Source organism: Exiguobacterium sp. s127, assembly GCF_018618695.1.
Classification (GTDB): domain Bacteria; phylum Bacillota; class Bacilli; order Exiguobacteriales; family Exiguobacteriaceae; genus Exiguobacterium_A; species Exiguobacterium_A oxidotolerans.
This window is the reverse complement of the sequence record NZ_JACSMO010000004.1, coordinates 24,434-37,984: the sequence shown is the minus strand read 5'-3', so window position 1 is coordinate 37,984 and position 13,551 is coordinate 24,434. Positions and strand designations below refer to the sequence as shown.

Here is a 13,551-nt window from a genome sequence, read left to right as displayed (position 1 = left end):
AAATTAAGAAAAAAAGTTTCATTTGCCGCCGGTTCAGTCTGTTTCCCATATCAAATCGTTTTGAGGATCTTAGCAGGGTTTCCACCCACGACCGTATTCGCAGGGACATCTTTAACGACGACGCTCCCGGAAGCGATGACCGCATTATCGCCAATCGTCACACCGGGATTAATGACAGCTCGTCCGCCGATCCAGACGTTATCCCCGATGACGACGGGTTTGCCGAATTCATACCCACTATTTCGTTCGACAGGATCTAACGGATGCGTCGCTGTATAGATATGGATGCCCGGAGCAAGCATACAGTTGTCACCGATCGTAATCGGGCAAATGTCGAGCAGCACACAATCGTAATTGGCATAAAACCGGGCACCAAGCGTGATGTTGTAGCCATAATCACATTTAAAAGACGGTTCGATGTAAAAATCCGTTTGTTCCGTCCGGAAAAGTTGTTGCAGGAGAGATTTTCGGTTGGGCAGCTCTTCGATGCTCAGTTGGTTGAATTGATGACAAAGCATCTGCGCCCGTTTCCGGTCCGCCACGAGCTCCGCATCCCCGGCCAAGTACAACTGACCTTGAATCATCTTTTCTTTTTCTGTCACATGAATCATCTCCTAACGGTATGTATATCTTCATTAGACTAAATCGGACGGGGAGAAGCAACTGATACCAAAAAAAGCGGTTTTGATGTCGCCATCAAAACCGCTTTTTACTCTGGCATTCAATTAAGCAAGTTCAATTCCGCCTGTCACACCATAAATTTGTGCCGTGACATAACTGGCATCGTCAGACGCGAGGAAGACATAGACGCTCGAAAGTTCGACCGGTTGACCACTTCGTTTGAGTGGTGTTTCTTGTCCGAATTCCGGAATGTTTTCGCTCGGTTGACCACCCGAGATTTGAAGTGGTGTCCAAATTGGACCCGGTGCGACCGAATTAACGCGGATGCCTTTTGGCGCAATTTGTTTCGCGAGGCCGCGTGTGAATCCATTGATGGCAAATTTTGTTGAGGCGTAATCAAGTAAGTTCTCACTCGGATTGTATCCTTGAACAGAAGTTGTCGTGATGATCGAAGCGCCTTCTTTTAGAAGTGGGAGAGCGGCTTTAACGACCCAAAACAGCGAGAAGACATTAATTTCATATGTTTTCCGGAGTTGTTCTGTTGACAGATCCATGATGTCCTCGACAGCTTGTTGTTTTCCGGCGACGAGTGCAAGGATGTCGAGTCCGCCAAGTGAATCATGTGCCTCTTTGACAAGTTGCTGACAGAACGATTCGTCACTTAAATCACCTGCGAGTAAGTACGCTTTTTGACCAGCTGCTTCGACAAGTGCTTTTACTTCTTCTGCATCTTGTTGTTCTTCCGGGAGATAGTTCAGGAAGACATCTGCTCCTTCACGGGCATAAGCAATCGCAGCAGCACGTCCGATTCCTGAATCACCGCCTGTAATCAACGCTTTCTTACCTTTTAGTTTACCTGAACCTTTGTAGCTTTCTTCTCCACAATCCGGAAGGGGTTCCATTTTTGCCTGGACAGCCGGTGGCTCCTGATACTGTTTTGGGAAATCATCGTTGAAGTGTTGTGTAAGTGGATTTTTAGACTGTGACATGAACTGATTCCTCCTAGGTAGTGGTTTGATTTGCATAAGAAGTATGTTCCCTGTCATTTCACGTTTAAACGTCAACTTATTAACCAAGTGAAGTTTTTATTAGAGCGAAAAGGCTGCTCGATAAGGCTATAGCAACAAATAACTGAATGCGAACGAAGGGCGAATAAAAAAATCGGAGTCCACAGGTGTGAACTCCGATTTTTACTAAAGATAAGGTGGATGAGCGATCAGACGCGTTCTGCTGTCAGCTCTTTCATCCCTTGTAGAGCTGCTTGATTCAGTAAGTTCCACGGTTTGTTGTAGTGCGGTTGGAAGAAGAAGTCGACGAAGGCCAATTCTTCAAGCGTCATTTCATTTTGAATCGCGACCGATAACGTATTCATCGCTTGCGTCAAATCGACCTTCGAAATAATTTGGGCACCGACGACGCGATGAGAGTTTTGTTCAAAAACAAGTTTGAGTTGGACGTCTTCTGCAGTCGGCATAAATTCAGGTCGATACGCATCTGTGACGGTTGTACTCATGACTTCTAGTCCAAAGAATGGAGCAGCATCTTCCGTGACGCCGGTCGACGCGATATTTAAGTCATATAACCGGAGACCGGACGTCCCTTGCGTCCCTTGGTAACGAATCGTCGGGGCAAGTAAGTTTTTCCCGACGAGCGTTCCCATACGGACGGCGTTCGTCGCGAGTGGAATATAGGCATGTGTCCGGGCCGGATTGTAGTAGACGGCACAGCTGTCACCGGCAGCAAAGATATTCGGATTACTCGTCCGCATATAGTCGTCGACGATGATGGCACCGTTCGGTAACATATCGATTTGTCCTTTTAAAAGCTCCGTACTCGGACGGAAACCGACACAGAGAATGACGAGATCGGTCTCGAACGTTCCTTTGTCCGTGACGACTTGTGTGACGTTTCCGTCTACGCCGGTAAAGCTTTGAACAGTCTGGTTCAACTCGAGCTGAATGCCGCGATCTGTCAATTCACTTTCAATGATATCCGTGAATGAACGATCGAGGTATTTATTTAAAATCCGGTCGGCACTGTCGATGAACGTCACTTCTTTTCCGTATGCTTCAAACGCTTCAACGAGTTCAGCACCGATGTAGCCGGCACCGACAACTGTAATCCGCCCGGCATCCGTTGCTTTTTTGATGATGGTTTGAGCATGGTGGTAGTTTTTACAAAGTTCGATTTGATTCAGTTCAATGCCCGGTAACATCGGAATGATTGGCCATGAACCTGTTGTCATGATTAATTTGTCGTACGTATCGTGAACGGTTTCACCCGTCAGAAGATTTTTCGCAAGAATCGTTTGGTTCGTACTATCGATTTCAAGGACATCATGTTTCAAGCGCATCGTTGCTCCGAGGTCAGCCAGCTCGTCAGGTGAAGAGTAGAAGAGTGACTCGGCATGCTCAACGACACCACCGACGTGAAGGGCAATCCCGCAAGAGAGAAATGAGATGTTATCGTTTCGTTCATAGACTGTGATTTCAAGGTTTTCGTTCGTTGCCGTAAGCTCTTTGACTGCTGCTGTTCCTGCATGTGTACAACCGATGACTGCTACTTTCATGAGTAAAGTCCCCTTTTTGTTTAATTGTGATATTAATCACATTCGATTTGATAACCTTAGTGTAATACTTCACAATGTCGGTTTCAAGTAGTTTGTTCATAATTGAGCATAGTTTTGTCTGAATTGTGAATTTGTGAACAAAAAGGTAATGACTTATAACGTTTTTGTTAAAAGTCCGTAAAAATGTTTTAGTTTCTGAAGTTCGGGTTATAATAAGATGGAGAACTAAATGAAAGGGTGGAAACCGATGGATACCGAGAGGACCGATCATCTATTTAGCTTACCTGATTTTTAGCATCGCTGGTCTTACGTAAACAAGACAGTAATGGTTAAAAAAATCAGGGAGAGCGAAAATAGATGAATACCCAAACGGCAACAATAAAACCTCTCCCATGGAAGATACGGGAGAGGACAATAAAACATGAAACGAATCGCAACCATCTTAGCAGGAACGTTACTTATGGCGTTCGGCTACTATACTTTGAATGAACAGTTTGGATTAGCAGAAGGCGGATTTATCGGGTTATCTTTATTAGGACGGTATTTCTTTGACATCAATCCATCGATTTCGATGATCGTGCTCGACATTCCATTCTTTATTGGAGCACTTTATTTTAAAGGAAAACGCTTTGTCAGTGAGGCACTTGTCTCAGCAGGTGCACTATCGCTCTTTTATGAGATGTGGCATCAGCTCGATTTGTTCCATTTCCCGGAACAGGCCTGGCCGGCAACGTTAATCGCCGCCATTGCGAGTGGGATCATCACGGGATACGGACTTGGTCTTGTGTTGAAGAGTGGTGCTGCGACCGGTGGTGACGACCTTTTATCAATGGGCCTTAGCAAAGTGACAGGTTTATCGATCGGGACGATTTTATTTAGTCTCGATGCAATTGTTCTTGTCATTTCACTCGTCTACTTGCCAGTCAGTTTGACGCTTTATACGTTACTTGCAGTTGCCATCGCGGGACGCGTCGTCTCAGTCATGACACGCGAACCGGTTACTGTACCAGTAGTTAGACCAGCGCCACAACTGAAATAAATAAAATCCTTCCTGACATCAGGAGGGATTTTGTTTTAGGATAAAAAGAGATAACGAGAAGGGGGCTACCCAATGATTAGACAAGCGACTGCGGAAGACGCCGATCAAATCGCACCATTGATTGAACAGGCGATTCATGAAATTGCCGAGACACTGACCGGAACGCAGGAGAAGGAATTGATTTTGGAACGGCTTGCGCTGTTTGTGACGCAAACGGGAAACCGGTTAAGTCACGAGAACATTCTCGTCAAGGAGCTCGATGGGCGCGTCGTCGGCATCGTCATCGCATATGCGGGAGTGGATGCAGCGCAGTTGGATGAACCGATTAAACGTCAGCTCCTCGCGTGGACAGGTCAAGAGATACAAATTGATCAAGAGACGGAAGGAAACGTCTTTTATCTCGATACATTGTCGGTCGATCTGGCATATGGCGGAAGAGGAATCGGGTCTGAGCTGTTGCAGGCAGCAGCGGACGAAGGGGAGAAGCGTGGATTACGCGCGTTTACGTTAAATGCCGATCAGACGAATGCTGGGGCGCAACGTCTCTATCGACGTCTTGGATTCGTCCCGGTCAAGACGATTGAAATCAGTGGCGGACAATTTGATTACATGGAACGACCGTATGCAACTTGAATGATGAGTGAAGTACTTTGAATTCATTTCAAGATTCGTTGATACGCAGACAAGACTTCGCTTTCCGCGGGCGAAACGTGAGCCTCCGCGTCGCCTGCGCGACTTACGGGGTCTCACCTGTTCCGCTTTTCCCGCAGGAGTCTTCGTCTTGTCTGCTTCTCAACGACGTTTTGTTAAGCTGTTAAAATCCATCCATCAAGAATCTGAAATCAAAAAATCACTCGCTTCACGCGACTCCTACAGGAAAAAGCGCAAGACGACTTGCGCTGTCAGAGACAAACAAGACCCGATTTTCTGCCTCATGGAGGCAGGAAAACTGGCTTGTGTCTCGCCTGAGGAAAGCGCGTGGAAAAGAGTGATTTTTTACGTTTACTTCAACTAATAGGTTAAGAAGCAATCATTTTCTAATCATCTGAAAAAAATAATGAAAAAAGAATTTTTATCTCGGAGCTTCTTCATTCAAGTTTAACCGGTACAACCGCGCCTCCGCATCCTCCGGTTCAAACCGGGGGTCACTCGTGAAGCGGAAAACCTCCGTCACTTCAATCGATACATCTGCCACCCGCAACTGTTTGAGTAATCGTCCGGTCAGGTAAACTTCCGCTGATTTAGGCTCCGCCCGCCATTTGCTGACAGATCCAATCGGAACGATCGTAGCGTCAGGACGTGTCATCAAAAACTGGCGGTCTTCTTCATCCGTAAAGATGGTCGCTGACGCCGGTAAACCGGTAATGGCATCCGCCAACTGGATAGTTGCCGGTTCAATTGTCGCTTGGCGGTACAAGGCGATACTTCCCATCACCAATTGAATACATAAAAATGGGACGAGCCAACGCACTGACAGATGGCGAACAAGCAGGAAGACGAGCAGTAAGACGAGAGGTAAAACATGGCGTGGTTTATCAATGTTTTGGGCCAACCAGACCCAAAGGAAATAACCAGTACCGGTGACGCTCCACCAAAGAGGAAGCGGACGGATTCGTTGGCAGAATAAGAATAGCCCTGAAGCAAGACCGAGCCAACTTGTAAATCCTAAACCATGCCAAACGATTTGTTTGAGTGTCAATCCAAGTCGTTCAATCAACGAGGCTTCGTCCGTTTGTGCCGTACCGCCCCAGTCCGAAAAGTGACCCGTCACGAAACTGAGTGACAATTGAGCGAAGGACGCGGGTCCCCCGACCGAGAAGGCGACCGGTAACAGCCAGGCAAGTTGTGCCAGGAGTAACGTCGCCAGTTCGGACAGGAGTTGCCAGTAGTCTTTTCGGGTTTGCCAAAGTAAAAAGAGTAACACGATTCCGAACGGCGCATAGGATAATCGTGTTGCCATCAACAGTCCGAATAAGAGGTACGGCAAAAGACGGAAATGACCGTGCCGAGCACGTTCGACACTCCACATGAACCAACAGAGGACACCAAGTGCAAGACCGTCCGACATCCCGGTCGCAGAGATGACGACGAGTGAAGCAACCGAGATGACAGTGAAAGCAGCTAGTAAACGTGCCGTATCAAACGACTGACGTTTTAACAGCAAATATAACGGAATCAGTCCGCTCGTGAAGCCAAGCGTCGAGACGATGCCAAGCGCACGGACGGGTTCAAGCCCGAGTCGTGTGAGACCTGTCGCGAGTAAGATGAAAAACGGGTACCCCGGAAAATGTGGCTGCAAATTCGCCAAATCATACTGTCCAACCGCTAACGTAAAGTTGGCGATGTCGTAGCTTGCGACAAACGGGCTGACCAGATAAAGATGAACACCCAGCAATAGTGAGATGGCGAAACAGAGCGTGAAAAAAAGCGATCGTCCAAGTAGACGATCGCTCCGAACGGTCAAGAAACCTCCTGAAGGTTTTTGGCTGCTTTTGGTGTTCGATTTTGACGCATCAGCATGAAACCGGCAAACGCGAAGTAGCCCCACCAGGCGATCACTTGCTCAAGTGATGGATTATGGCTGTAGCCGAACATCGCACCCATAAACGTACCGATTTGTCCGCTGATTAATGTCGGATTGCCTGTATCGCGCAAATATTGAATTTGGTCGATGTAGTGTTCCGGCATAAACCCGACGATGTTATACAAGGCTGCCGGTGTTCCATCGGCGTTCGTCAACAGGCTTCCGAGCAGTCCAAGGTCTTGGAAACGTCCAATCGTTTGGACGAGCATGCCGGCAGCAATAAACAGAATCAGGATGCCTGTCACTTGGAAGAAACGTTTGACTGGAATCTTCATCGTTCCGGAAACGAACAGGTAACCGAAAATGAGTGCGAGCAAGAGACCAGACACGGCACCATAACTCGTCAAGACTTTCTCGATTTCACCGCCGGAAATGGCAGCGAAGAAGAAAACCGTCTCGATGCCTTCTCGGACGATGACGAGGAACGAATGGATGATCATCGTGATGGCACTGCCTGTCGAGACCGCCGCCGCGACTTTTGCCTGCGAGGCCTGTTGGTTTTCTTTCGCCTCTTTCCCCATCCAGAGCACCATGTGTGTCAGTAAGATGACGGAGATCATCATAATACCAAGACGCAAGTACGTGTCGCTACCGAAGCTTGCGAAACTCGTAAAGACGACTTGGAATAAAAAGGCGACACCGAGGCTCGCGAGCAGCGCAAGTCCGACTCCGGCATAGACCCATTTTTTATATTGCGGTGCGTTGAGTCGATCGAGATAGCCGAGAATCAAACCGACGATCAAGACAGCTTCGAGACATTCACGAAGCGTAATTAAAAACGCTTGAAAATCCATCGTCCTTCCTCCCTAATCAGTGATGTTGACGTTTCTTTTTTCGTTGACCGATGATGACGATGACGATTAGAACGATGACAAGACCAATCGCAATCGTTTTCCAAATCTCATCTGTTCCGAAGGATTGTCCGAAAATCGAATCCTCTTCTTCAAATAAACCGGTTTTTTCTTCTCCGGGTAAAACGAATAGTGGTGTAATTGTATCTTCGATTAATGCAATGTTTTGATCAAATGTTTCTTTATCACTCGCTTTTTTCCCGACTCCGAACAGTCCGGGGTTCCCGAGCGCAGTAAGTGCATCGTCAAACGCAGTATACAATGCATCGGACGTTTTTGCATCTGTGCTTTCTTTGACATAAGGAGCAAGTACATCATATGTGCCGCGTGCTTTCGCAAGTAACAGCTTCGCCTGTCCGAAGTCTTCGAACTGCTCATCCGCAAAATGAAGACGACGTTCGATGTTTTGACGTAAGGCAACGCGATACGCCTGTTTGGCATTCTCTGCGTCTTCTTCCGCTAACGCAGCATCAATTTTTTCCTTCGCTTCAGGGAAGTAAAGTTTAAATTCTTTATCATACGCGTCAATCGTTTCCTTCGCAAGTGCATAATCTTTTTGATCGAGCTGTTCCTCAAATTGTTTGTAAGCTTCCGCAAAAGCTTCTTTGCCCGGGTCACCATAGCTGTAAGCAAACGCCGATAAAGGAGTCGCGAGGAGACAGAAGAAAACAACGACCGGAAGGACTAAACGTTTTATCATCCGAGATGCTCCTTTCGTTCAAAACGTTCTTCAATCGGTAGTGCAACGATTGGTCGACGCCACTCTTTGTAAATGGCAGGGACCACACGTTGAATATAGTTCAAGCGGATAAAAGATTTTCCTGATTCACGTACCCGGTAACGAATCGGTACTTCTTTCAGACGGAATCCTTTACGAACGAGGTTCAACGTCAAGACTTGCGCGTAGTTGTAATCGTGGATGATTTCCGCGTGTTTGCAAGCAGCGCGTGAGAAAGCACGCATCCCGCTTTGTCCGTCATGAATTTTTCGTTTCAGTAAAACACATTGAAGCCACGTAAAGACGTGATTCCCAATATAGCGATAGAGGCGCATTCCGTCAATCGTCCCGAGGAATCGTGATCCGAAGACATAATCCGCATCGTTCGCTAAGATCGGTCGAACGACGTCCGGAATTTGATCGGCCGGGTACTCGTTGTCCGCATCAATCATCACGGCGACGGTCGCATCATGGTCATAAGCGCGATACAATCCTTCGCGGACCGCAGCGCCAAGACCACGATTTTGTTCGAACCGGTAGACTTGAGCACCGTTCAGGGTTGCGACGGTCGATGTAGCATCGGTCGATCCATCATCGATGACAATCGTTTCGACGGGGATTCCGTCAATCTCATCCGGGATTCGTTTTAAGACGAGTGGGAGAGAGGTTTCTTCATTGTGAGCCGGAAGGAAGACGACGATTTTCTTCATGAGCGTTCCTCCTTAAAAGCTTCCGTCAACAATACGCCACGACTGTCGTGCGGGATATCGGCACCAAGCAACTTCGTAATCGTTGGTCCAAGCGACAGGATATGCCGGTGTGTATCGACCTTGCGACCAGCATGAATGTGTTTGCCATACATCCAAAATGGGACGAAACGTTCTCCTTCGTCGAGGTGACCATGCCCGCCGATCCCGTCGGCTTGACCATGATCGGCCATGACGATCAGTGTCGCATCGTCTAACTTACCGAGACGATCGAGTTCTTCACAAAACTCTGCGAGTAGCGCATCGGCTTCCTCGATTTTTTGAATATATTCCGAGTAGAGCGTCCCGCGACTATGACCGGTTTGATCCGTTCCGATTAATTGGATTGCAAGCAAATCCGGATCTTCTTCGTGAACGATTTGCTTGGCCCGTTCGATGATGTTGCGGTCGGCGACATCATTATGCATGACGGCTGTCACGGTACTGACGTCGGTCGAACCGAACGCATCGACGAGGTGGGCAATCCCGAGAATCTTGCCGGATTTATTGACGGCACGCAACCGGTCGAAGACGGTATCCGTTTTGACACCGGTCGTATTCCAGACCATGTTGGAACGAATTCCGTGATCTTCCGGACGTGCTCCCGTGAACATCGAGCTGAAGCAGACGACTGTCCGGGCCGGGTAGACGGTTTCCATATTCGTATATTCCGTTCCTTCTTGACGCAATCGCTCGAGAAACGGAGTGTTCGCAGCCATGTATCGGTCTTTTCGCATCCCGTCGACAATCAAGACGTAGACTTTGTCTGAAGTCGGCAAGCTGACGTCTTTTGTCGGCTCAGTCGGAAGTTTCGGTTTCCAGTCGAAGAGATAATGGTGGAGAATCCAAGCAAATAGTAACAATCCGGCAGGGAACAAGACGTACGACCAGTCAAAGGTCGGATTGATTGACGCTGTTTGCCAGTAGGCAAGTAAGAGTGCGACTTTCGGTAGTTGTTCTTGCGCGTTACCACTCGTCGAGTCACTGTTCTTGAGGACGAGTTTCCAAAAACGCGTGAAGTTGAGCCAGTCCGTTCCAATCCGTAAATGGTAATAAATCGTTCCCCAGAAGAAAATCGTGAAGAAGAAATAAAGACCTGCTCCGTAAGCGAATAGTGGCAGGAGCCGTGTATCCGTTCCTTCAAGGAATAACCAGACGATGACGGGCATCCATAAATAATTACGAAGGAACAGCGGGAAATCAAATTTCCAGTACAGTACGAATAAAGGCAACGTCACTAAAAATCCGAAGCCGGCACCGCTCAGTGTCTGTTGGAACAAAAGGCAGTAGCTGAGGAAGACACCGATTGTAAAAATCGGGGTGAATGGTTTTCCTTCATTCAACAGATTCCACATACGGGCTGCGACTTTTTCAAAACGTGAAGCACTTTTCATGAAGATCCTCCTTTCTGTTGATTCTTGAATTGGCGAAACAGTAATGTGACACTACGGTGATGTCTGACCAAAAAATACAAAGGTGCGATGAAGGCGAACGCATATTTGAACGTGTGCGTCATCAAGGCAAGTTCATAAGGATGGTCGACGCCTGCCGTCTGTAGAACCGTTCCCATGGCGAGCTCATACGTGCCGAGACCACCGGGGGTGAATTGAGCAATTCCGGACAAGACACCGGCACTCATCGCGATTAAGACGAGGGGGAAGGGAAGGACAGCGTTCACGCCTAAGAATAAGCAGTAAACGGCGCCCGCTTCCAAACACCAAGCGAGTGTGCCATACCCGATTAATGCGTACATCGTCCGTAAAAAAGGGCGGACGACGACTAAGGCGAGTACACCGAGCACAATCGCGATACCTGCAGGAAGAGCTGTTTTCGTCGCGAGCAAGCCGAGCGAGACGAAGAGTCCGAGGACGACCAAATCAATGCCGCGCTGTGCGACAAGGATTGCCGTTGTCCGTTTTAAGGGACTAGCGATGGCACGTGCCGTCAGCAGGCGAACACCTTCGCCGAGTTTGACGGGTGACAAGTGATTGACGGCAAGGCCGAGATAGAGGCTCGTCAAATAGATTGGCAAGGGTGCCTGCCGCTGATCAGCCACGCGCCAGGCGACAGCGCGGACATAAAAAGCACCTGCATACAACAAGCTTGCGAGTAGCGTCCAGTAAGAGCGTGAAAGGGTGCGCAAGTAATCATAGAGGACAGGTAACTCGAGCACGAACCGAATTAATAAAAAAACAACCGCAAGCGTCAAGAGGACGCTTGCGGTTGTACGGATTACATGCGCCCGAGATGCCATGTAATCATCCGCTCGAGTCCTTCATTCAAGGTAACGGAGGGCGTGTAGTCGAATGCTTGTCGTGCAGCTTCCGTATTACTCCATGTCATCGAGACATCTCCTTCTCTTTGCTCGGTGAACGTTACCGGAACACCGTATCGCTCACTGAGGGACCTGGCAATCGTTCGGACCGACTCCGGTCGATTCGCCCCTAAATTATAAGTCCCGATTGCGCGCGCTTGAAGTGCTTGTTCCATCCCGCGTGTAATGTCATCGATGTACGTGAAGTCGCGTACCGGGTCACCGAACACGACAAGTTCTTGACCACGAAGCGCTTGTTCGATGAAGCGGTAAAGCGCCATATCCGGGCGCCCGGATGGTCCGTAGACCGTAAAGAAGCGGAAGATCGTAACCTGTAATCCATATAGGTTTTGATAGGCATTACAGAACGTCTCGGCACTATACTTTGCCGCGGCGTATGGACTGACGACTTGACCGGTCGCCTGCTGTTCGCTCAACGCACCTGTCTGCTCCCCGTAAACCGAAGAAGAAGAGGCAAACAAGACTTGCTGAATCTGATGTTGTTTTGCCGCTTCAAGGACGGTCACCGTCATATCGATATCTTCTTTGATGTAGCGATGCGGCTCACGTAAAGATCCGGGAACGCCAGGTAAAGCAGCAAGATGGAACAGGGCATCGAATTGACCGGATGAACACCAGGCATCGAGTTCGACGTGGACATCTGCTTCACAGATGTTTACGCCAAGTCGTGTCAGCTCCGCTGCCCGTTCGCGTTTCAAGTCGCTTGCATAATAATCGGTGAAGGCATCGATGATCGATACGGTATGACCACTAGTACGCAAACGAGTTGCAAGTGCAGCACCGATGAAGCCAGCGCCACCCGTAATTCCGATGTTCAAAGGAAGTTCCTCCAATCGTCTTGCTTAGTTGAACGTATCGAGCGCATCGACGATTTTTTTGCTCACCGTTTCCGCTTCTGCGTCATTTTTTTCGATGAGATCGTACCATGTGTTAGCGTCAGCAAGAACAGCGTCTGCCTCTTCTTTACCGAGACGATTTTCGAGGGTCGGCTTCATCGCGATGACGAACATGTTTGCTTCCATCGCTTCGACACGTGCTGTATCGACATCTTTCGCTTCGAGTGCTTCCATTGCTTCTTCATGGTAACCGACGACTTTCTTCGTCAATGCTTTGGCGAAGAGTCCTTCGATCTCTTCATAAGAGACGTCTGCTGGTTTTGTTTTTGAGAAGTCGTATTGTTCTTTTAGTTTTGCAACGGCGGCTTCATCGCCACCGGCAAGTGATTCCTCGATTGCGAGTAAGAATCCGTAGCCTTCTGCTTGTTCCATTTGTAACTCTTGTTCGTCGGCACCGGATTTAGCGCCATCCTCGATTTTTTGTGCATAACCGAGTGCTGCGAGATAGAATGAACGGTAAATCGACTTATCCGTCAACTGTTTTGCGACTTTAAAGTCAGCGACGTTTTCAGCCGAGATGGCGTCTTCTTGTGCTGCGAGACCGGACGTGATCGCTTGTGCGATGGCTTCTTCGTTTTTGAAGTCATAACTCGCATCGCGCTTTTCGGCTGTCGGGATGAAGACAGTTTCCGCCATGTTTTTGATATTTCCTAACGTCGCCATGGCGTCATCCGTTTTTCCGGCCACGACTGCTTCTTCTGCTGTTGCTTGCATTGATTTTTGGAGTTTATAGAAGTAAGACTGAAGTCCTTTATCGACAAGCTGACGGGCAATGTTCTCATCCAAATCCTTTGATTCGACGCCTGCGAGGGCAGAAGTGACGACTTGTTCGATTTCAGGAGCGGCAGTTGCGACGCCACCTTTTAACTTCGATTCATAACTCGTCTGGACCATCTTCCAGTCGATGGCTTGTCCTTCTTTCGCTTTATCGAGTTCTGTCTTGATTGAGCTGAAGATTGTCAATTCATCCGTTAATGTCGTTGCGGCGATTCCGGCATTCGTATTTTTATCAGACGTTTGCTCCGTTTTGTCTTCTTTTGGAGCTGTCGTTGTTTCTTTTTCATCCGTTCCGCAAGCTGCGAGTAATCCGGCTACCATAAAGAGTGACGCTACTTTAAATCGTTTTTTCATCTGTCTCATTCCCCCAGGAAAAATAAAATTATCTACAAAATGATGTCGTTTTCACAATTCT

13 protein-coding genes are annotated in these 13,551 nt (G+C 48.2%); 2 read left to right on the top strand and 11 right to left on the bottom strand.

What is annotated here, in order from left to right; genetic code table 11:
* Window positions 1-50 precede the first annotated feature (50 nt).
* From KNP98_RS06860 to KNP98_RS06850, 3 genes are all read right to left on the bottom strand, one after another.
* A complete protein-coding gene (locus KNP98_RS06860; protein WP_483298137.1) occupies window positions 51-602 on the bottom strand; it encodes a maltose acetyltransferase domain-containing protein in 552 nt (183 codons plus the stop codon).
* Between the two features lie 123 nt (window positions 603-725).
* A complete protein-coding gene (locus tag KNP98_RS06855; RefSeq protein WP_088838112.1) occupies window positions 726-1,610 on the bottom strand; it encodes an SDR family oxidoreductase in 885 nt (294 codons plus the stop codon).
* Window positions 1,611-1,837: 227 nt separating this feature from the next.
* Window positions 1,838-3,190, bottom strand: a complete 1,353-nt coding sequence (locus tag KNP98_RS06850; RefSeq protein ID WP_214810977.1) for an FAD-dependent oxidoreductase — start codon at window positions 3,188-3,190, stop codon at window positions 1,838-1,840.
* Window positions 3,191-3,611: 421 nt separating this feature from the next.
* Here KNP98_RS06850 and KNP98_RS06845 point away from each other — a divergent pair, with 421 nt between their 5' ends.
* The gene (locus KNP98_RS06845) at window positions 3,612-4,229 is read left to right on the top strand and encodes a YitT family protein (protein WP_088838108.1); all 618 of its coding nucleotides are present in this window, start codon (window positions 3,612-3,614) and stop codon (window positions 4,227-4,229) included.
* A gap of 72 nt (window positions 4,230-4,301) precedes the next feature.
* The gene (locus KNP98_RS06840) at window positions 4,302-4,862 is read left to right on the top strand and encodes a GNAT family N-acetyltransferase (protein WP_214810975.1); all 561 of its coding nucleotides are present in this window, start codon (window positions 4,302-4,304) and stop codon (window positions 4,860-4,862) included.
* Window positions 4,863-5,301: 439 nt separating this feature from the next.
* On the opposite strand, the gene KNP98_RS06835 is transcribed toward KNP98_RS06840, so the two are convergent.
* Genes KNP98_RS06835 through KNP98_RS06800 form a run of 8 tightly spaced genes read right to left on the bottom strand, consistent with a single transcriptional unit; the run spans window position 5,302 to window position 13,490 of the window.
* Complete coding sequence (locus tag KNP98_RS06835) at window positions 5,302-6,693, bottom strand: hypothetical protein (RefSeq protein ID WP_214802211.1); 1,392 nt, start codon at window positions 6,691-6,693, stop codon at window positions 5,302-5,304.
* Entirely contained in the window at window positions 6,690-7,607 is a 918-nt protein-coding gene (locus KNP98_RS06830; protein ID WP_214802207.1) for an FTR1 family iron permease, read from the bottom strand. Before KNP98_RS06830 ends, KNP98_RS06835 begins: the two co-directional genes overlap by 4 nt.
* A 16-nt stretch (window positions 7,608-7,623) precedes the next feature.
* On the bottom strand, window positions 7,624-8,364 hold the full coding sequence (locus tag KNP98_RS06825) for a hypothetical protein (RefSeq protein WP_088838098.1): 741 nt from the start codon (window positions 8,362-8,364) through the stop codon (window positions 7,624-7,626).
* On the bottom strand, window positions 8,361-9,092 hold the full coding sequence (locus KNP98_RS06820) for a glycosyltransferase family 2 protein (protein ID WP_088838097.1): 732 nt from the start codon (window positions 9,090-9,092) through the stop codon (window positions 8,361-8,363). Before KNP98_RS06820 ends, KNP98_RS06825 begins: the two co-directional genes overlap by 4 nt.
* Window positions 9,089-10,522, bottom strand: coding sequence for an alkaline phosphatase family protein (locus tag KNP98_RS06815; RefSeq protein WP_214810973.1), 1,434 nt, complete (start codon window positions 10,520-10,522; stop codon window positions 9,089-9,091). The genes KNP98_RS06820 and KNP98_RS06815 overlap by 4 nt, the downstream gene beginning before the upstream one ends.
* Window positions 10,519-11,382 carry a lysylphosphatidylglycerol synthase domain-containing protein gene (locus tag KNP98_RS06810; protein ID WP_088838094.1) on the bottom strand — a complete coding sequence of 288 codons (864 nt, stop codon included), beginning with the start codon at window positions 11,380-11,382 and terminating at the stop codon, window positions 10,519-10,521. Before KNP98_RS06810 ends, KNP98_RS06815 begins: the two co-directional genes overlap by 4 nt.
* Window positions 11,361-12,281 carry an NAD-dependent epimerase/dehydratase family protein gene (locus tag KNP98_RS06805; protein ID WP_214766422.1) on the bottom strand — a complete coding sequence of 307 codons (921 nt, stop codon included), beginning with the start codon at window positions 12,279-12,281 and terminating at the stop codon, window positions 11,361-11,363. Before KNP98_RS06805 ends, KNP98_RS06810 begins: the two co-directional genes overlap by 22 nt.
* A gap of 24 nt (window positions 12,282-12,305) precedes the next feature.
* A complete protein-coding gene (locus KNP98_RS06800; RefSeq protein WP_214810970.1) occupies window positions 12,306-13,490 on the bottom strand; it encodes a hypothetical protein in 1,185 nt (394 codons plus the stop codon).
* Window positions 13,491-13,551 lie beyond the last annotated feature (61 nt).